This window comes from Photobacterium alginatilyticum (genome assembly GCF_009910675.1).
Classification (GTDB): domain Bacteria; phylum Pseudomonadota; class Gammaproteobacteria; order Enterobacterales; family Vibrionaceae; genus Photobacterium; species Photobacterium alginatilyticum.
Genome location: NZ_RSEJ01000034.1, coordinates 26,902 through 46,177, shown reverse-complemented (window position 1 = coordinate 46,177; position 19,276 = coordinate 26,902). Strand labels below are relative to the sequence as shown.

Sequence of the window (19,276 nt, the reverse complement as noted above, 5' to 3'; positions counted from 1 at the left end):
CATGGCATCATTTGTTGCCTTTCCCGAACTCCGACTGACACATGCCCGCCGGATCCCTCACTCGGGATGACAGCTTTTCTTAAATTTTCTTTTGTACGCAAGTGCAGGGGTTTGTCGTGTTGTTATTTCATGCTTTAAAACAAGCGTGGCGAAAAGGTTATTCTTTCTCTACGCTTCGTGCCGATATTGTTGCAGGTATTACTGTGGGTGTTGTGGCCATTCCGCTGGGGATGGCGCTGGCGATTGCCGTTGGTGTTCCGCCACAGCATGGTTTGTATACGGTGGTTGTTGCCGGTTTGCTGGCGGCCTTGTTTGGTGGCTCGCGATTTAATATTACTGGCCCGACGGCCGCATTCGTCGTGATTTTGCTGCCGATTACTCAGCAATACGGCCTGTCCGGCCTGATGCTGGCCACCCTGATGTCCGGAGTGATCCTGTTATTGATGGGGGTACTGCGCCTTGGCCAGTTGGTTGCCTACGTACCGTATCCTGTAACGACAGGGTTTACCGCTGGAATTGGACTGGTTATTGCCTTTCTCCAGCTAAAGGATTTGCTCGGACTGGCGGTTGAAGGTAACCCGGTGCACTTTCCCGAGAAAGTCATGGCGTATACGAGTGCCCTGCCAAGTATTAACTATGCCGATGCGATGGTCGGATTTGGTACGATTGCGACATTTATTCTATGGGCCAAGCTTAAGAACCGGATCCCTCCACATGTAGTTGCTCTTGCGACAGGTACGGTGTTGGCCTTGCTGATGAACCAGTGGGGCAGCTCGCATGTTGGTTTGCTCGGTGAAAAGTTCCACTATCAAATCGGCGATTTGGTTGGCCAGGGGATCCCGCAGGTATTACCGCAATTGGTGATGCCGTGGCAAGATGCCCAGTTCGGCTGGGGGCTGGTGGTTGAGCTGTTGCCGGCCGCTTTTACCATTGCGATGCTCGGCTGTATTGAATCGCTGCTTTGCGCGGTGGTAGCTGATGGCATGACCGGCAGCAAGCATAATCCGAACGCCGAGTTGGTGGGGCAGGGGCTGGCCAATATGGTGGTGCCATTTTTTGGCGGGATCCCGGCAACGGCTGCCATCGCCCGTACTGCCACCAACATTCGAGCCGGTGCGTTTTCGCCGGTGTCGGCCATTACCCACGCGCTGTTTGTGCTGGCGGCGATGATAGTACTGGCGCCGATGTTGTCGTTTATCCCGATGAGCGCTCTGGCAGGCTTGCTGATCATGGTCGCCTGGAATATGTCGGAAGCGCCGCACTTTGTTCATACCCTGAAGGTGGCCCCACGCCGTGATGTTGCCGTACTGGTGACCTGTTTTACCCTGACAGTGGTATTTGACATGGTTATTGCCGTCGTCGTTGGTCTGCTGCTGGCCGGAGTGCTGTTTATTCAGCGTATCGCGACGCTGACCAGTGTGACGGAAGTAAACGGGGAGCACCAGCATCAGGAGTTTGGTGATGATGTAGTGGTATATGACATCAATGGCCCGCTTTTCTTTGCGGCTAGCGAAAAAGCATTCAATGTTATTGATCATTCGCAAGTGGAGACCCGGGCCGTGGTGCTTGATTTCAGCGATGTCACGACAATAGATATTACGGCTATCCATGCCTTTGAAAATGCGCTGGACAGAATCCGTCAGTATCCGGTGTATCTGCTCGGGGTTGCAGATCATGTCGAGAGAAAGTTGATGACGGCCGGCGTGCTGATGGCCGATAACATCTCGCTTTACCCATCTGCGCAGCTATTACGTGAGCATTTGGCCATAAACCGTCACAATGTGCTGTCTCAGGAGTCGACACCTTCGACCGTTTCTTTGTACACTGCAAGCTAAGGCGTATAAGTGCTTAGCCGGAGGGCTCCGGCTAGGCGATAATATTGTATGAATAACCCGAGATTAGTCTATGTACCAAGATTTGATCCGTGCAGAACTCAATGAAGCTGCTGAAGTATTGAACCGCTTTTTAAGCGATGAAAAAAACATTGCAGATATCGAAGCTGCTGCCAAAGTACTGGCCGAGTCCTTTAAGCAGGGCGGCAAGGTACTGTCTTGCGGTAACGGTGGCTCACACTGTGATGCGATGCACTTTGCCGAGGAACTGACAGGACGCTACCGTGAAAACCGTCCGGGTTACCCGGGTATTGCGATTTCAGATCCTAGCCACCTTTCTTGCGTGAGCAATGATTTCGGCTACGACTATGTGTTCTCTCGCTACCTGGAAGCTGTCGGTGCGAAGGGCGATGTCCTGTTTGGTCTGTCGACCTCGGGCAATTCTGGCAATATTCTTAAAGCGATTGATGCCGCCAAGGCCAAAGGCATGAAAACCATTGCCCTGACCGGTAAAGACGGCGGCAAGATGGCTGGCCTGGCTGATGTGGAGATCCGTGTGCCGCATTTCGGTTTTGCTGACCGAATTCAGGAAGTGCATATTAAAATTATCCACATTTTAATTATGCTGGTTGAGAAAGAGATGGCTTCGAGCTAATTTCAGTTATTGTTAGACATGTCTCAATCCTGCAGAGAGGGCATAAAGGACTATGTGTGAATTGCTTGGCATGAGTGCCAATGTGCCAACCGATATTTGTTTTAGCTTTACCGGCCTGATGCAGCGAGGCGGAAAGACCGGCCCTCACAGGGACGGCTGGGGGATCACCTTCTATGAAGGGCGGGGATTTCGTACCTTTAAAGATCCCAACCCGAGCTGCCGGTCGCGAATTGCTGAACTGGTGCAGGAGTATCCGATAAAAAGCTGTGCCGTTGTTAGCCATATCCGTCAGGCCAACCGTGGTGGTGTCAGCCTCGAAAATACTCACCCGTTTACCCGGGAGCTATGGGGGCGCTATTGGACATTTGCTCACAATGGCCAGCTAACAGGCTATGAAAAGCTAGATACCGGACGCTTCAGGCCTGTTGGCGATACCGACAGTGAGATAGCCTTCTGCTGGCTGCTCAACCAGCTGGAGGCCAAGTTTCCTGATCTTCCGGAAGATATGGTTGCAGTTTACGACTATGTCGCAGTGTGTTGTGATCGCCTCAGGGAGCTGGGTGTCTATAATATGCTGCTTAGCAATGGCGAGTGCGTACTGACATACTGCACCAATAATCTGCATTGGATCACGCGCAGGGCACCGTTTGGCCAGGCATCTTTGATTGACGAAGATGTCACTATCGACTTTCAGATGGAAACTACGCCAAACGATGTGGTTACGGTGATTGCCACTCAACCGCTGACCAATGACGAGAGCTGGCACAAAATGCAACCGGGTGAATTTAGCGTATTCCACTACGGTGAGTTGATCCATAACCGAACGTTGTAGACATTGTTGTTTTAGTCATCTGTTTGCTAAATAAAAAACGCGACCACAAGGTCGCGTTTTTTATCGCTATGGTTTTATGCTGTATCGACTACTCTTCTGCGGCATAGCCATGTGGCGGCAGAGGGAGTCCGTCAAAAACTGCTTTGCCTTCAGCCATACAGACCCTGCCTTGCAAGAACCAGTTGGCTACCAGCGGATATATACGGTGCTCCTGCTCCTGGACCCGAGCCATGACCTCTTCAGCAGTATCAGTGTCAAAGATAGGCACTTTGGCCTGAAGGATCACCGGGCCACCGTCTAACTCTTCGGTAACAAAATGCACACTGGTGCCGTGCTCCTTGTCACCTGCATCAATGGCCCGCTGATGGGTATGCAAGCCGGTGTACTTCGGTAGCAGCGAAGGGTGTACATTGAGCATCCGGCCCTGGTAGTGACGGACAAACTCATGGCTCAAAATACGCATGAACCCGGCCAGTATGACCAAATCTGGCTGGAAAGCATCAATGCGCTCTGCCAGAACCCGGTCATACGTTTCACGGTCACTGTAGTCACTGGCAGCGAGGTGTACGATATCAATACCCGCCTGACGGGCCCGTTCCAGGCCATAGGCATCAGCCTTGTTTGATACCACTGCGGCAATGCGTGCATTTTGAATGATGCCGCTGTCACAGGCATCAATCATCGCCTGAAGATTCGAGCCGCTCCCGGAAATCAGAACTACGATGCTTTTCATCGTCTTATTTAATCTCCACCTGCTCTTCACCGGCTTCGGCATCAGCAATTTCACCCAGAAGCCAGGCGTTTTCGCCTTCGGCTTTCAGGATGTCGATAGCCTGCTCGGCCTGTGCCTGTGGCAGGGCAATAACCAGGCCGACGCCACAGTTGAAGGTACGGTACATTTCGTAGGTTTCAACGTTGCCTGCTTCTTGCAGCCAGTTGAAGATGGCTGGCCATTCCCAGCTCTTGCCGTCAACAACGGCTTTCGTGCCTGCTGGCAATACGCGAGGGATATTTTCCCAGAAACCACCACCTGTGATATGAGAAATAGCGTGAACATCACAGCTTTCCATCATCTTCAGCGTGGATTTAACGTAGATCTTTGTTGGCTCAAGCAAGTGATCGGCCAGTGGTTTGCCATTAAGCTCTTTGCTTAGGTCGGCTTGAGAGACTTCAATGATCTTGCGGATCAGGGAGAAGCCGTTAGAGTGCGGACCGCTTGAGCCCACAGCGATAAGTGCATCGCCGGCTTTGACTTTGCTGCCGTCAATGATATCGGCCTTTTCGACGACACCGACACAGAAGCCCGCGACATCATAGTCTTCGCCGTGGTACATCCCCGGCATTTCCGCGGTTTCACCACCAATTAGGGCACAGCCAGACTGGATACAACCTTCGCCGATCCCCGCGACAACGGCTGCTGCGGTATCGACCTCAAGCTTGCCAGTCGCATAATAGTCCAGGAAGAACAGCGGCTCTCCCCCTTGCACAATCAGATCGTTGACGCACATGGCCACCAAATCGATACCGATTGTGTCATGCTTGTTCAGATCCATCGCCAAGCGAAGCTTGGTGCCCACACCGTCGGTTCCTGAAACCAATACCGGCTCTTTATACTTGGTCGGTAGCGAGCAGAGCGCGCCGAAGCCACCAATACCGCCCATGACCTCGGGACGGTGGGTGCGTTTTACCACCCCTTTAATACGATCAACCAATGCATTTCCCGCATCGATATCAACACCTGCATCTTTGTAACTAAGAGAAGAGTTATTGCCGCTCACAAGAGATCCCTCACCGCATTAAAGTAAAAAAGCGGGGGTATGATAACAGCAGTCAGGGCGGAAAGGGAAACGTTTGCGTCAATAAATCTCAGTGGCTATTTCCTAAGCAAACGAAACATCAACCCCTATCAGAGCACTCATGGTCTAGTGTATAATAATGCGATTTTTTTAAATTTTGTTTGCTTAGGAGTCAGAAATGAAAGTCGTTGAGGTTAAACACCCACTGGTAAAACATAAGATCGGTCTTATGCGCGAAGGCGACATCAGCACTAAGCGTTTTCGTGAGCTAGCAACGGAAGTAGGCAGCTTGCTGACGTATGAAGCGACTTCAGACTTCGAAACAGAAAAAGTTACCATTGAAGGCTGGAATGGTCCAGTTGAAATTGACCAAATTAAAGGTAAAAAGGTAACTGTTGTGCCAATTCTGCGTGCTGGCCTGGGTATGATGGACGGTGTTCTTGAGCATGTACCTAGCGCACGTATCAGCGTGGTCGGTATTTACCGTGATGAAGAAACCCTTGAGCCGGTTCCTTACTTCAACAAGCTGGCATCAAACATTGATGAGCGTATTGCACTGGTTGTCGATCCTATGCTGGCTACTGGTGGCTCAATGATTGCCACACTGGATCTGCTGAAAGAGCAGGGCTGTAAGCAGTTCAAAGTACTGGTTCTGGTAGCTGCTCCTGAAGGTATTGAAGCACTGGAAAAAGCTCACCCAGACGTTGAGCTGTTCACCGCTGCAATCGATGAGAAGCTGAATGATAAGGGCTACATCGTTCCTGGTCTGGGCGATGCGGGTGACAAAATCTTCGGCACCAAATAATTTTATGCCCTAACGCTGAAAACCGGACAGATGTCCGGTTTTTTTGTACCTGCCGGGCAGTAAGCAACTGCTGTAAAAAAGCGCCGATGGTTGATAACCATCGGCGCTTTTTCATGATTGGATATTGTCAGCAGCGCAAGTTAGTTGGCTGTGTCTTCTATCTGAGCATTGTCGACCACATGGTTTTCCCCCAAGTCGTCTGGCAGGACTAGGTTCAGCAAGATAGCTACGATGCCGCACAGGCTGACTCCCTGCAGGCTGAACTCGCCGATGCCAAATGCCATACCACCAATGCCGAAGACCAGCGTGACAGCGACGATCACCAGGTTGCGGGCTTTGTGCAGGTCAACATTGTTTTTGATCAGTGTGTTCAGGCCGACTGTGGCAATGGAACCGAACAGCAGGATCATGATACCGCCCATGACAGGAACCGGGATTGTCTGCAGTGCAGAACCCAGCTTGCCAACGAATGCCAGTACCAGTGCAGTTACCGCAGCCCAGGTCATAATCACAGGGTTAAATGCCTTGGTCAGCATCACCGCACCGGTCACTTCTGAGTAGGTGGTATTCGGTGGCGCGCCAAACATAGACGCAGCAATGGTTGCAACCCCGTCACCAGCCATAGTGCGGTGCAGGCCGGGCTTTTTCAGGTAGTCCTTGCCGGTTACGTTGGAGATAGCCAGCATATCACCGACGTGCTCTACCGCCGGGGCGATGGCGACCGGGATCATAAAGAGAATGGCGTTGATATTGAACTCCGGGAAAGTGAAGTTTGGCAGAGCCAGCCAGCTTGCCTGGGCAACCGGGGTAAAATCGACCACACCAAATCCAAGGCTCACGCAGTAACCGGCGACAATCCCTCCCATGATAGGGATCAGCTTCAGGAATCCTTTGGCAAATACGCTTAGTGCGATGGTTACCAGCAGAGAGATACTTGAAATCCACAGTGCTGCATTACCGTCAATGAGCTGAACGGCACCGTCTCCGGTTTTGCCCAAAGCCATGTTGACAGCCACAGGTGCCAGACCCAGGCCGATAACCATAATCACAGGCCCGACAACAACAGGCGGAAGGAGTTTATGAATAATACCTACCCCGCGGACTTTGATGACCGCACCCATGCAGACATAGATAACCCCAGCCATCATCAGGCCGCCCATCGTACCGGGAACACCCCAGGTCTGGACGCCGTACATAATAGGAGCAATAAAAGCAAAAGAGGAAGCAAGAAAGATAGGAACGGAACGTTTGGTGATGACTTGAAAGAGGAGGGTACCAATACCTGCGCCGAAGAGCGCAACACTAGGATCTAACCCCGTAAGCAACGGAACCAGAACCAACGCACCAAATGCAACGAATAGCATCTGTGCACCTTGTAGTACCTGCATCATTATACTTTTCCACCCTGTCTGAAAAAAAATCGCGCAATGCTAGCACGGGTGTAATCGTTTGCCTATCTGCTTTTTGTTGAAATTATCATTTGCAATAAAGTCTTGTGGTTTTTGTGATCTTGAGTTGGTTTTTTTGTAATGATTACATTTAATGATGACTAAAAGCGTATTTATATCGCGCCTTGGTACTGAGGTATCGCCTAAATAAGTCGCTAGAACGGTACAGGGCAAGCGGAAGCGATAGTCAATCCAATAAATATCAGATAGTCTGGGATTTTGTGGCAGTTGCAGTTGCCGATACTGGCTCGTTCATTTTATGATCGGGGAATAACTAAGTGATTAATGAGTTTTCTATGTTGCGTTTTGCTCTACTCCTGTTTGCTTTAATGGCCCTGCCGCTTAAAGCGGCAACTGTAACCAATTTATATCAGGCCGAGGTTGCTTTGCCTGACACGGATAAACAGTCTGAACAAAAAGCCCGAGAGGAAGCGCTGGAGCAGGTTCTGATTAAAGTGTCAGGCCAGAGCACAATTACTCAGAATGAAATTATTCGCAAGGCGCTGTCGAACAGCAGCCCGTATGTGAGCCAGTTTGGCTACGGTAGCCAGGATGGACAGCAGACGCTGGAGCTGACCTTCGACCAATCCCGGATCCGCAACCTGCTGACTCAGGCCAATGCCACGCTATGGAGCGAGCAGCGTCCGAGTGTACTGGTCTGGATGGTGAATGATGCGAACCGTAGCCGTGACATTATCTGGGATCAGTCCGGAAACAGTTTCGAGCCGCAACTGAAGAAAGCTGCGGATAACCGAGGCGTCCCGGTGATGATGCCGATCGGAGATTTTGAAGACGTAACGGCAATCAATATCCCGGATATCTGGGGCGGCTTTGTTCAGCCGATTGCCGGAGCAAGTGCCCGCTATCAGCCTGATGCTGTATTGGTTGTCCGAGTGCGCCAGCAGGCAGATAATAATGTCCAACTGGGCTGGCAGCTGTTTGCCGACAAGCCAGAGTATCTGGTGTCATCGCAAGTTGCACCGGCAGAAGGTCGGGCGGCAGGCACATCAGCCGACGCGCTGACAGAGATGATGAATCAGGTTGCCGATCAGCTGGCAGGCAAATATGCCGTGCAGCTAGGCGGTGCCAGCGACGGCGAGTATGCGATTCAGGTTGCCAACATTCAGTCGACAGAAGATTTCTTTGCCCTGGAGCGTATGCTGACCAATATGACCTCGGTGGCGTCGGTCAATGCCAGCAAGCTTAAAGGGGATACTGTGATCTTTGGGGTGAACCTGCTGAGTTCTGAAATGGCATTTCAACGCGAGCTAAGCCAGGATCGCCGTTTGACTTCGCAGCCTGCCGATAACGGCTATACGGTTGCTGCCGAGTCTGAGACCGGATTGGTTGAGACGACTGAGCCGCAAGACGCTGTTGTTGGAGAAGACGTTGTTGGGGAGAGTATTGCTGAAGAAGTGCCGCTTAGCGCCGAGCCAACAGCTGATGTGCCCCAGGATCCACAGGCTGTCGATGTAACGGCAACCATGATGCCAACACTTAGCCAGGTTAACCAATATTACTGGCAGCCTTAAGATGCGTTAGGCGTATCTCTTGATGTAGCTAGTTGATGAAATGCGGTGGGGTTCCACCGCATTTTTGTTTGTGTAGGGTTCGTTCCCCGAGAGGCTATTTCTTATCGCCGTGGTTCTCTCTTTCTTCCCTTTCAACCTGCGACAGCTTCTTCAGCTTGATACCCAGTTCTCTGCCTCTATGACGGGCAAAAAGAATATTGGAAACGAATGCCCAGGAGGTGATCCCCAGCTCGACAAGTGCCAGCAGGCGCTCACCGCCGTCGATCCAAAGAATGGTCAGGGCATGAAGGAAGTAGAGCATCAGAATGAAATTTGCCCATGCATGGGTATAGGGCCTGCCCTCAAGGATCCCCTTTAGCGGGAACAGCATGGGCAATACCCACATGCCGGCCAGAACAAAGCTGTTCAGGTGCGGATGGGGGGAAAGAGTGCTTTGCCATACACCCACCCACAAAATGAGAGAGAGGTTGGCGATTAAGGCGGAATAGCGCAAATTCTGAGTCGATTTGCTCATTGCTGTCATACGGCTGTCCTTCACTTAGTCATGCAAGCTTGATTGCCGCCTCGGCAAGGCGCTTGCCCAGTGCCTGGGCTAGGGCCGACTCGTCGTTGTCCAGAACCTTCTGCCGGCCATGGCTAAGGTGCGAGGCCCCGTAAGGCGTCCCTCCCGAGCGGGTCGTATGCAGTTGTGGTTCAGAGTACGGGAGGCCGACAATCAACATACCGTGATGCAGCAGCGGCAGCATCATTGACTGCAGCGTGGTCTCCTGGCCTCCGTGCATGGATGAGGATGAGGTAAAGACACAGCCCGGTTTACCTATCAGGGTTCCGGAAAGCCAGTGGCTGCTGGTACTGTCGATAAAGTGTTTTAGCGGCGCGGCCATATTGCCAAACCGAACAGGGCTGCCCATAGCCAGTCCCGAGCAGGCCTTGAGGTCATCCAGGGTGACAACAGGATCGCCCTTTGCCGGGGCGCCGACGAGTGCTCCCTGGCTATCAATATCTGTCACCGTTCTCAAGATGGCCTCGCAACTGTCAACCTGCTCGATCCCGCGGCCAATATGCCGTGCCAGCTGCTGGGTGCCTCCGTGGCGGCTGTAGTAGAGCACCAGGATTTTATGCATTACAGAATGCTCAGCACTTGCTCTGGCGGGCGGCCCATTGCTGCCTTGTCGCCTTTGACGACAATCGGACGCTCGATAAGCTTCGGATTCTCGGCCATCGCTTCAAACAGTTGTTGTTCGGTAACACTCTCTTCGCCGAGGGCCAGCTCTTTGTAGATGGCTTCCTTGGTACGCATCATGTCGCGCGCCGAGCTATAGCCCAGCTGGCTTAGCAGGACTTTAAGCTGGTCGACACTCGGAGTCTGCTCAAGGTATTTGACCACGTCCGGAGTGATCCCGTTTTCTTCAAGCAGTGCCAGAGTCTGGCGGCTTTTCGAGCAGCGAGGGTTGTGATAGATAGTAACTGACATGGTTTCTCCCAATTGATATTTTGCCATTTGCTGTCGCCTGAGTGAGCTGTCAGGTTAGCAGAATGGAGAATTTATGTTGCAGTCCTATTGTAGAGGAACTGCAACCCGGAAGAAAAGCAAAGAGACTAACAGGATCAGAGATTTGCGACGCGAGCGCGGGCAAGGCGCAGCTGATCAATCCGTGCGTCGTAACGCGCCTGATCCAGCGAGTCAACCTCGACCAGCTGACTGGCCTGAATATAATGCTGAATCGCCTTGTCCCATTGACCGCGCAGTGCCATTAGCTCGGCACGGGACGCCAGCTCGGCATCACGGCGACCGTTGTCGGCATAGGCCTGCGCCAGCATGTGCCAGCCGTTGGTGTCATCGGTATTGTCGTAGGTGTATCGTGTCAGGATTGAAATGCTCTCGGTACTGCGGCCAGCCTTCTGAAGGGCATGGGCGAGATTGAGGCGAAGTACCTTATTGTTGGGATTACCTTTCAGCGCTTTTTCGAGGCGCGTAATGGCCTGGTCGTATTTTTTCTCGTAGAGATCAAGATCGGTCGCCGAATCGATATAGAAGCGGTTGCTCGGCTCGGCTGCCAGCAGAGGATCCAGCAGCTCATGGGCCTGCTGGTATTTGCCAGAATCGATATATACCAGCGCCTTGCCGTAATTGAGGGCGTTCTTCTGCTGCGCATTGGCTTTTATCAGCTGACGGTTGAACCAGTCCAGAGCCGCTTCGCTATCGATCCCCGCATAGCGAGCGACAATTCGTGCCCGCGCATGCTGGTAGCGTTCGGAGGTACTGACTCGCTTGGCCGGGAACTGGTTGGCCCGGCTACGGGAGTCCGAGATACGAGATTCAGGCAATGGGTGAGTCAGCAGCATCGCAGGAGGCGTACTGGCATAGCGGTATTGATCGGCCAGGCGGCCAAAGAAACGGGGCATGGCCTGAACGTTGAAGCCGGATTTTGCCAGAGTAGCAATACCGATACGGTCGGCTTCTTTTTCGTTGCTGCGGGTATAGTTGATCTGCCCCTGGGCTGATGCCGCCGTCGTGGCATGTATGGCGGCGATCCCGGCTTCGGGCGAGGCAATAGCCAGCATCAGGGAGCCTATGAGCGCGGCCATGGTGGCCGGCGACTTCTTGGCCTGATCTTCCATGCTTCGTGCAAGGTGGCGTTGGGTAATATGGGCGATTTCGTGGGCGACGACCGAGGCAAGTTCACTTTCAGATTGAGCATGTAAGAACAGACCGCTATGGATAGCGACATGACCGCCAAAGAAAGCAAAGGCGTTGATTTCACGATTCTGGATCATGAAAAAGTTAAACGGTGTGCGCACGTCATTGGCATTGGCGACCAGGCGATGGCCGAGATCCTGGATGTATTCCGATAGCAACGGGTCGCTGATCACCGGCATGCTGGCACGCAGCATCCGCATATAAGCGTCACCGTATTCCATTTCTTTCTCGATGGTCAGCGTAGAGGCTGCCGTGGTTCCAATTTCCGGCAGTGCATTAAAGTTATCGGCCTGAGCAGTAAAGCTCGAGCTCAGCAGGGCGCTGACTAAGAGATAGGTTGGAGCTTTGGCAAATCGAAACATGTTAATAATACAACCGCCTTTGTGAAAATAGGTTCCTTTCCTGTTTGGCCGATAACTTGTAACTATCAAAATAGCTAAATCATTCCTGAACAGGTATAACTTACAAAGAATATGACAACGAAAGCTGCAACTGGTTTCTTTTTTGTCGCACCGATGTCATTTACAATACTCCGATGGATAATAACTGTCAGCATACCGGAATGGAAACCCCATCGCTCAATTTGACTTCAGAACGTTGCCCTATGGCACTTTTATTGGCTAAGCGAGCAACCAAGGTGCTCTGTTGCGGCCAGCGCCTGAAAATTCATATTTCTGATCAGGGTGCCAGACAAGATATTCCCCGTTACCTGTTAAACCACGGGTTTGACATTGAACAGCAGGCTGCTTGTCCGCAAGAGCTTGTAATTATCGTCACCAAAAGGCAGTAAAGATTTTATGCTGGACATGCTAAACCGCTGGTATAAGCGGAGATTTTCAGACCCCCACGCCGTGAGCCTCGTTGCCATTCTGTTAGCTGGCTTTTTGACCATATACTTTTTTGGCAACCTGATCGCCCCTCTGCTGGTGGCTATCGTCCTGGCATATTTGCTGGAGTGGCCCGTTATGCGGCTGACCCGGTTAGGGCTGCCGCGCTCAATCGCCGTGATGGTGGTATTGCTGCTCTTTGTCGGGTTGATGGTAATGGCTGTTTTCGGTCTAGTGCCGACGATCTGGCATCAGGTTGGCAATCTGATTGCCGACGTGCCGAACATGTTCAATGGCCTGCAGCAGTATGTTTCCAGCCTGCCCGAGCGTTATCCTGATTTTGTCCAGCCGCATCAGGTCGGTACCTTTATGAACACACTGCGCGAGAATGTGCTGGGCATGGGCGAAAGCGTGGTCAAGGGCTCTCTGTCCTCTCTGGTGAGCCTTGCTACCCTGGCTGTATATCTGATCCTGGTACCCCTGCTGGTTTTCTTCTTGCTGAAAGATAAAGAAGAAATGCTGGAAACTCTGAGTGGCCTGTTGCCGAAGAACCGTCGTCTGGCCAGTAAGGTGGGCGTTGAGATGAACCAGCAAATCTCGAACTATATTCGCGGCAAGGTGACGGAAATATTCATTGTCGGTATTGTCAGCTATATCACTTTTGCGATCATGGATTTGCGTTATGCCGTGCTGTTGGGCGTACTGGTAGGCTTCTCGGTATTGATCCCGTATATCGGGGCAGCAGCCGTGACTTTGCCGGTTGCCATGGTCGGACTGTTCCAGTGGGGGATCAGCCCGGATTTCTGGTGGTTGTTAGTGGCGTACGGCATTATTCAGGCGCTCGACGGCAACGTTTTGGTACCCATCCTGTTCTCAGAAGCCGTCAATTTGCATCCGGTCGCCATCATTGTTGCCGTACTGGTATTTGGTGGCTTGTGGGGGTTCTGGGGCGTTTTCTTTGCGATTCCTTTGGCCACTCTCGTCAAGGCCGTGTGGAACGCCTTGCCGTCGACGAGCCTCGAGGATGAGGAAATCACGGAGTAGCCCAGCTCTCTGCCTACAAATTGCGTGTTTAAAAAAAGCCAGTCGATATAGTCGACTGGCTTTTTTGTGAAGAGCGCCAAGTGGTTACCCCAGGAGCTGTAACAGCCCGCAGCTTTGCCGTGCGGCTGGGGCTAACGGTTTTACGGCGCGGAAGAGCCGGTGGGCTTATCACTGTCCTCGTCCATAGGGCGAATCGTTGCGATAGTGCCTATCTGGCGGCATTGAGGCTGCCGGGCTGGTTTGCCGCAGCGATTGCACCCGTCACAACGTCCCTTGTTTTTCCACAGCCGGATATAGAGGTAAAACAGTGCGGCGATGATCACCAGGCCAACGAAGGCGAGATCGCCCCATCCGGAAGAGGCGGCGAGATCTGGCAATATCGGTGCAGTGGACGTTGTGTTTGTCGTCATTAGATCACTCCATGGCTATCTTGTGGCGTAGTGGGAAGGTCAGGTGCTTGCTTGCGCCGAAAGACCGGATACAGCCCGACCAGCAGCAGCAGGGCAAGGCCGCTAAAGTAGACGCCGCTCATCATGGTGATACCGGAAATGCCCAGCGCCATACCCAGGCTATAGGTGGTACTTGACACGCCGAGTCCCAGTGCCGTCGGGAACAGCAGGGCCAGCAACATCCAGCGGTATTGTCCGGTCTGAACGCGAACCATAATCATAGTGGCAAGGCATGGCGGGTACAGGGCAAAGAACAGGATCATCGAAACGGCAGTCAGCGATGTCAGGTTATTGCCCTGATCGCCCATGCGCTCTTCTAGCGTGGTGTTTTGATCATCCTCCTGCTGGAACAGCACTCCTAGCGTGGCCACACTGCTCTCGCGGGCAGCAAAAGAGGACAGTAGGGCAACATTAATCTTCCAGTCGAAACCCGCAAAGCGGGTGACGGGCTCCAGAGAGCGGCCGATTGAACCCAGCAGTGAGTGGCTCAGGCGCTCTTCTTTGATTTCTCGGCGGATTGATTTACGTGCTTTGGCCAATTTGCGTAGTGCCCGGTTGGCTTTCTTCGCCAGCTTGTCGCCTTTCGGTGCTTTGACAAAGGGGAAAAATTCCGGGCTGCGCTGCTTGAATGTCTCGTTGACAGCTCTTGAAGCTGTCGCTCCTTTGGCGTTGAGCTTGGCACGCTTGAAGTCATTGTAGTAATTCATCAGCGAAACCAATTGTTCGCCCTGGGCCAGTTCCAGGTAAGGGTTATTGTTCATGGCTTTGTTAAAGCGGCTGATGGCTTGTTCGGAGCGTTGCTGATAGAAGGCGCTCCGGTCTTCCGGGAGGCCAGGGTATTGCAGCAGGGTGAAGATCACGACTGATACCGCAACGACAATGGTGCCGACCTTCTTGATATAGATCCAGGTACGCTCGACAGATCGGGTCAGGACGGACCGGACGGTTGGCAAGTTATAGCGAGGAAGCTCGATAACAAATGGCGCACTCTCTTCGCCGCGCAGCACCGTCACCGAAAGCAGCTTGGCAACCAGCAGCGCCGCAATGATGGTCATGGTCGAGATGTAGAACATCATCAACGCCTTGTCCTGCTCGAAGAATATCCCGACCAGCAGGGCATATAGCGGGACTTTGGCCAGACAGTTCATAAATGGCACTGTCAGGATCGTTGCCATTCTTGCCCGGTGATCAGGAATGCCCTTGGTCGCCATGATACCCGGTACGGCACAGCCGCCGGCGAAAACACCACTTAGGATCAGTGGTAGCGTGCTCTGACCATGGAGACCGAAACGGTGCAGGATCTTGTCGACGACAAAGGCAATACGCGCCATATAGCCGGAATCTTCCAGGATCGCGATCAGGGCGAACAGAATGATAAAGATAGGCACATAGTTCAGCAGCGTATTGGCTGAGTCGACGATCCACAAGCCCAGTGAGCGGGTATAGGGATCAAACAGGAACCCGGCTTCCGGCAACAGGGCGGCTACCCATTCCCTCATAGCGGCAAGATACGGCCAGGTATAATTGGTCAGCTCGTAACCCTGCACGATCGCCAACTGGTAGATCAGAAATACTGTCATGATCAGAAACACAGGTGCCAGGAAGCGATTGAGCACCAGTTTGTCAATCTTCTGCGACAGAGTCGGCCCCTGGTTAGGGATGACGGTAACCGTTGCCATGATGAGCGACTGGACAAAAGCCTCTCGCTGGGCGGCGATATAGTCGTTGATGCTGGTGTTGTGCTGCTGTTCGAACAGGGCGCGCTGCTCATCAAGCAGGCTTTGCAGTAATCCCAGTTGTTCTTCAGATAGCCTGGCAGCCAGCCGGCCGATAAGCTGGGCATCATTTTCCAGCAACTTTAGTTTCAACCAGCGGTATGGCAGCTGGGCTACTTGGGCGGTTAGCGGGGCAAGTGCGCGATCCAGCTCAGCCATCGCGGCAGTCAATGCCGGGTAGTAGGGCTGGTTTTCGTGTCTGGTGTTGTCTGCATTCTCTACAGAGCCGGAATGCATCCCGGAGGATGTGCGGGCCTGGATCAGCTCGCACAGCGCCGAGCGGCCTTCCCCTTTGCGTCCGATCGTCGTTACGACCGGAACGGCAAGTCGCTGGCTCAGGGTATCCGTATCTATTGTGATCCCTTCCCGGTCGGCAACATCCATCATGTTCAGGGCGAGTACGGTCGGGCATTCCATTTCAAGTAGTTGAACGGTGAGATGCAGTGATCGTTTAAGGTTGGCCGCATCGACCACGTTGATCACCAGATCCGGGTTTTCGTCACAGAGAAAATCCCGGGCTACCCGCTCCTCAAGAGAGAATGACGACAAGCTGTAGGTACCGGGCAGGTCAACTGCCTGATAGGACTGGTTGTTATGGTTGAAGTAGCCGTACTTTTTGTCGACGGTGACGCCGGGGTAGTTCGCTATGTGCTGTCTGGCACCGGTAAGGAGGTTGAACAGGGTTGATTTACCTGCATTTTGTTGGCCGGACAGGGCAACCAGCGGAGTTCTGTTTGTCATTATTGGGTTCCTTGTGCCGGCATTAAAGGGTGTTTGACGGTGTGATAGAGGTAACCTCAATACCGGCGGCTTCTGCACGGCGCAGAGAGACGTGGGTGTTATCAATTTTGATCTCGATAGGATCGCCCAACGGGGCACTTCTGACCATGGTGACGCGGGCCTGCGGCATGATGCCTAAATCCATCAGACGTTGTCTTATCACTCCCGTTGCGTGATGACGGAGAACAACAACGGTTTGGCTCGGTAGGGTATCGTTCAGTGTCATAACTATTGCTCGCAAATTGTTAAAAAGGAATAATATTTTAAAAATGTTCGTAAATATTATTTATATAAATCAACAACTTTCAAGTTAAATGAGAATAGTTATCACTGTTTTTGATTTGGCTCAATAAAAGTGTCAATACGAGAGATTCTTATTTCGGTTGCTGTTATCTTTCTTTGCGTATTCCGTTCGCTGCTCATTTGCGCCGTATCAATAAGTCGCAATAGGCATCGGTAACAATAAAGATCAGGTCATTACATGAATAGAAAACAACTATCGTTCGCGCTCATGTTATCCATGATGCCGCTGGCCAGTATGGCGCATACCCCATTGTGTTCCTGCTACGACAATGGTGATGGCACAGTGCTATGTGAAGGGGGCTTTTCTGACGGGTCTTCCGCTGCGGGTGTTGAGCTTGCTGTCGTCGATGCCGATGGTAACAAGCTGCTAGACGGCGCGATGAACGAGGACAGCGAGTTTGAGTTCGACAAGCCTGCAGGCGATTACAAGGTACAGTTTAATGCTGGACCGGGCCATCTGGTTGAAATTTCAAGCGAAGATATTACCGAATAATACGCAGTCATGAGGCTTGGCCTCTAAGTATCAATAGGAATAAAAAAATGAAAAAGACACTTCTTACTTCACTTGGTGTTGCCGCTTTGGCTGTTTCTGGTGCGGCAAATGCTCACTTCCAGCTGGTGTACACGCCGGATGTGATTGTTGAAAAGCCGACGAACCTGGATATGAAGCTTGTATTCGGTCACCCGATGGAAAACGGCCATGTTATGGACATGGACAAACCGGAGCAGTTTTTCGTTCAGTTTAAAGACAAGCGTATTGATTTGATGGACAAGCTGAAGTCTATCAGCTGGACAGGCCCTGAAAATAAGGCAGCAGCTTACCAGGCTGACTTTAAAGTGAAGCGTAACGGTGATTACGTCTTTGCGGTTGTTCCGGCACCTTACTATGAGAAAGGCGAAGACATCTACATCCAGCAAATCACCAAGTCATACGTGAACAAAGGCGGCCTGCCAACAGGTTGGGAGCAGCCACTGGAGCTGGCTACCGAGATTGTTCCGCTGAACAAGCCTTACCAGGTTTTCGCTGGTGGTACCTTTACCGGTCAGCTGCTGAGCGAAGGCAAACCAGCACCGGGTGTCGAGTGTGAGATTGAGTTTATCAACACAGATATCGACATGAAGGGCAATGCATTCGGTAAAGAGAACTACCGTGAAGCGCCGGAAACCGCGATTGTTGCGATCACAGACCAGGACGGCGAATTTACGTTTGGTATTCCGAAAGCCGGCGTTTGGGGCTTTGCATGTTTGGGTTCAGGCCCAGCGACAGAGCACAATGGCAAGGAACTTTCTCAGGATGCGGTTATCTGGGTGAATGCTCAGGAATTGTAAGTTTATCCCAGCAGACTTAATCGCCTTCTAGCTTCAAGCTCCCCAGGGTTACCCTGAGGGAGCTTGTTTAATAATTTGTCTATCAAAAAGTTACGCGTTGTCGCTAAAGTAGTTAAGCACGACTTCGTGGTGATCTTTGGTCTTGAACTTGTTGAAGACATGTTCAATGACACCGTCTTCGTTGATCAGAAAGCTGATGCGGTGCAGGCCGTCATACACCTTCCCCATGAATTTCTTTTCGCCCCAGACACCAAACTGATCTGCCACAGCGTGGTCTTCGTCAGATAGCAGGGTGAAGTTCAGGTTATCGCGCTCGATAAACTTCGGCAGTCGTTTGACAGGGTCAATACTGATCCCCAGTACCACAACGTTTAGTGCGTCCAGCTCCGCCTTGCTGTCGCGCAAGCCGCAGGCCTGAACCGTACAGCCCGGGGTCATGGCCTTGGGATAAAAGTAAGCAAGTACTTTCTTACCTTTGAAGTCTGCCAGGCTGACAGGCTGGTTATCTTGGTTGAGCAGTGTGAAGGCTGGCGCAGGCGTACCGGCGGTCAAAGTCTTCATATATATTTTCCTTATTGATTGTGGCCGATGAATGTCACGTTGCCTGAGACGAGCAAGTCCTGGCAAAGCGCTTCATATTCTTCTTGTAAAGACATTAAGTTACAGCCTTCAGGCAAATTGGTGCTGATCTGCAACTGAAAACGGTTCGGGCTGTCTCCCTCGCTGGCTTCATGGGTATGGGCACTTAACGAGGCAATATCGATCTCCCGGGTGGCAAAAAAATGGGTGAACTGTTCGATGATTCCCGGGGAGTCGTCGGCTTCGATATGGAAGTCAGCCGTATAGGGAAAAAAGCGGCACTCGTGTTTGGTGGTTCGTTTCATCACCGTCAACAGGTCATGTTCGTGCGCTTTGAGAGGCAGGGTCGACTCGACACGGGAAATTGCGTTGCCATTGCCGGCAACGAGCATGATAAGGGTAAACTCACTGCCGAAGATGGCAAGTCGGCTATCGACGATATTGCAGCCGCAGTGGGTGATCAGTCGGGTGACTTCATCTGAGATGCCCGGGCGGTCCGTACCAATAGCCGTGATTACTAGGTAATGTTCCATATTTATACACATCGTGTTTTGATTATCATATGCATGGTAGCACAGTCATTGTAAAT

The 19,276-nt window shown here is 52.0% G+C and carries 21 protein-coding genes; 10 read left to right on the top strand and 11 right to left on the bottom strand.

What is annotated here, in order from left to right; genetic code table 11:
* The first annotated feature begins 116 nt into the window (after positions 1 to 116).
* The 3 genes from dauA to EIZ48_RS24435 all read left to right on the top strand — a co-directional run bounded on the left by dauA (position 117) and on the right by EIZ48_RS24435 (position 3,319).
* Complete coding sequence (gene dauA / locus EIZ48_RS24445) at positions 117 to 1,835, top strand: C4-dicarboxylic acid transporter DauA (protein ID WP_160657531.1); 1,719 nt, start codon at positions 117 to 119, stop codon at positions 1,833 to 1,835.
* Between the two features lie 70 nt (positions 1,836 to 1,905).
* Entirely contained in the window at positions 1,906 to 2,487 is a 582-nt protein-coding gene (lpcA, locus tag EIZ48_RS24440) for a D-sedoheptulose 7-phosphate isomerase (RefSeq protein ID WP_075765016.1), read from the top strand.
* Positions 2,488 to 2,539: 52 nt separating this feature from the next.
* Positions 2,540 to 3,319, top strand: a complete 780-nt coding sequence (locus EIZ48_RS24435) for a class II glutamine amidotransferase (RefSeq protein ID WP_160657528.1) — start codon at positions 2,540 to 2,542, stop codon at positions 3,317 to 3,319.
* Between the two features lie 88 nt (positions 3,320 to 3,407).
* On the opposite strand, the gene purN is transcribed toward EIZ48_RS24435, so the two are convergent.
* Both purN and purM read right to left on the bottom strand, forming a co-directional pair.
* Positions 3,408 to 4,052: a phosphoribosylglycinamide formyltransferase gene (gene purN / locus EIZ48_RS24430; protein WP_160657526.1), complete on the bottom strand. Its 645-nt coding sequence runs from the start codon at positions 4,050 to 4,052 to the stop codon at positions 3,408 to 3,410.
* A gap of 4 nt (positions 4,053 to 4,056) precedes the next feature.
* Entirely contained in the window at positions 4,057 to 5,097 is a 1,041-nt protein-coding gene (gene purM, locus EIZ48_RS24425; RefSeq protein ID WP_160657522.1) for a phosphoribosylformylglycinamidine cyclo-ligase, read from the bottom strand.
* A 196-nt stretch (positions 5,098 to 5,293) separates the two neighbouring features.
* Here purM and upp point away from each other — a divergent pair, with 196 nt between their 5' ends.
* On the top strand, positions 5,294 to 5,920 hold the full coding sequence (gene upp / locus EIZ48_RS24420; RefSeq protein WP_075765008.1) for a uracil phosphoribosyltransferase: 627 nt from the start codon (positions 5,294 to 5,296) through the stop codon (positions 5,918 to 5,920).
* A 140-nt stretch (positions 5,921 to 6,060) separates the two neighbouring features.
* Here upp and EIZ48_RS24415 read toward each other — a convergent pair whose 3' ends face one another.
* Positions 6,061 to 7,311, bottom strand: coding sequence for a uracil-xanthine permease family protein (locus EIZ48_RS24415; RefSeq protein ID WP_160657520.1), 1,251 nt, complete (start codon positions 7,309 to 7,311; stop codon positions 6,061 to 6,063).
* Between the two features lie 353 nt (positions 7,312 to 7,664).
* Between EIZ48_RS24415 and EIZ48_RS24410 the strand changes: the two genes are divergently transcribed.
* Positions 7,665 to 8,900 carry a DUF2066 domain-containing protein gene (locus EIZ48_RS24410; protein ID WP_160657518.1) on the top strand — a complete coding sequence of 412 codons (1,236 nt, stop codon included), beginning with the start codon at positions 7,665 to 7,667 and terminating at the stop codon, positions 8,898 to 8,900.
* Between the two features lie 94 nt (positions 8,901 to 8,994).
* Here EIZ48_RS24410 and EIZ48_RS24405 read toward each other — a convergent pair whose 3' ends face one another.
* The 4 genes from EIZ48_RS24405 to bepA form a co-directional block, all read right to left on the bottom strand.
* Positions 8,995 to 9,423: a DUF2069 domain-containing protein gene (locus tag EIZ48_RS24405; protein WP_160657516.1), complete on the bottom strand. Its 429-nt coding sequence runs from the start codon at positions 9,421 to 9,423 to the stop codon at positions 8,995 to 8,997.
* Between the two features lie 19 nt (positions 9,424 to 9,442).
* Positions 9,443 to 10,024, bottom strand: a complete 582-nt coding sequence (wrbA, locus tag EIZ48_RS24400; protein WP_160657513.1) for an NAD(P)H:quinone oxidoreductase — start codon at positions 10,022 to 10,024, stop codon at positions 9,443 to 9,445.
* Positions 10,024 to 10,374 carry an arsenate reductase (glutaredoxin) gene (gene arsC / locus EIZ48_RS24395; protein ID WP_160657553.1) on the bottom strand — a complete coding sequence of 117 codons (351 nt, stop codon included), beginning with the start codon at positions 10,372 to 10,374 and terminating at the stop codon, positions 10,024 to 10,026. The genes wrbA and arsC overlap by 1 nt, the downstream gene beginning before the upstream one ends.
* A gap of 134 nt (positions 10,375 to 10,508) precedes the next feature.
* Positions 10,509 to 11,963, bottom strand: coding sequence for a beta-barrel assembly-enhancing protease (gene bepA, locus EIZ48_RS24390; RefSeq protein ID WP_160657511.1), 1,455 nt, complete (start codon positions 11,961 to 11,963; stop codon positions 10,509 to 10,511).
* 173 nt (positions 11,964 to 12,136) lie between these two features.
* Between bepA and EIZ48_RS24385 the strand changes: the two genes are divergently transcribed.
* From EIZ48_RS24385 to EIZ48_RS29530, 3 genes are all read left to right on the top strand, one after another.
* The gene (locus EIZ48_RS24385; RefSeq protein WP_338046946.1) at positions 12,137 to 12,391 is read left to right on the top strand and encodes a sulfurtransferase TusA family protein; all 255 of its coding nucleotides are present in this window, start codon (positions 12,137 to 12,139) and stop codon (positions 12,389 to 12,391) included.
* Between the two features lie 7 nt (positions 12,392 to 12,398).
* Positions 12,399 to 13,472, top strand: coding sequence for an AI-2E family transporter (locus EIZ48_RS24380; protein WP_075764995.1), 1,074 nt, complete (start codon positions 12,399 to 12,401; stop codon positions 13,470 to 13,472).
* 80 nt (positions 13,473 to 13,552) lie between these two features.
* Positions 13,553 to 13,885: a hypothetical protein gene (locus tag EIZ48_RS29530; RefSeq protein WP_240153083.1), complete on the top strand. Its 333-nt coding sequence runs from the start codon at positions 13,553 to 13,555 to the stop codon at positions 13,883 to 13,885.
* Here the strand turns inward: EIZ48_RS29530 and feoB are convergent.
* Entirely contained in the window at positions 13,882 to 16,437 is a 2,556-nt protein-coding gene (gene feoB / locus EIZ48_RS24370; protein ID WP_160657504.1) for a ferrous iron transport protein B, read from the bottom strand. The two genes, EIZ48_RS29530 and feoB, sit on opposite strands and share 4 nt — an antisense overlap.
* Positions 16,438 to 16,459: 22 nt before the next feature.
* The gene (locus EIZ48_RS24365) at positions 16,460 to 16,702 is read right to left on the bottom strand and encodes a FeoA family protein (RefSeq protein WP_160657502.1); all 243 of its coding nucleotides are present in this window, start codon (positions 16,700 to 16,702) and stop codon (positions 16,460 to 16,462) included.
* 255 nt (positions 16,703 to 16,957) lie between these two features.
* On the opposite strand from EIZ48_RS24365, the gene EIZ48_RS24360 reads away from it, so the two are divergent.
* A complete protein-coding gene (locus EIZ48_RS24360; RefSeq protein ID WP_160657500.1) occupies positions 16,958 to 17,272 on the top strand; it encodes a hypothetical protein in 315 nt (104 codons plus the stop codon).
* A 47-nt stretch (positions 17,273 to 17,319) separates the two neighbouring features.
* Complete coding sequence (locus EIZ48_RS24355; RefSeq protein ID WP_160657498.1) at positions 17,320 to 18,108, top strand: DUF4198 domain-containing protein; 789 nt, start codon at positions 17,320 to 17,322, stop codon at positions 18,106 to 18,108.
* Between the two features lie 90 nt (positions 18,109 to 18,198).
* On the opposite strand, the gene bcp is transcribed toward EIZ48_RS24355, so the two are convergent.
* Together bcp and EIZ48_RS24345 are read right to left on the bottom strand one after the other, a co-directional pair.
* Positions 18,199 to 18,669 carry a thioredoxin-dependent thiol peroxidase gene (gene bcp / locus EIZ48_RS24350; RefSeq protein WP_075764983.1) on the bottom strand — a complete coding sequence of 157 codons (471 nt, stop codon included), beginning with the start codon at positions 18,667 to 18,669 and terminating at the stop codon, positions 18,199 to 18,201.
* Positions 18,670 to 18,680: 11 nt separating this feature from the next.
* Positions 18,681 to 19,220: an ACT domain-containing protein gene (locus EIZ48_RS24345; protein ID WP_160657496.1), complete on the bottom strand. Its 540-nt coding sequence runs from the start codon at positions 19,218 to 19,220 to the stop codon at positions 18,681 to 18,683.
* Positions 19,221 to 19,276: the final 56 nt, after the last annotated feature.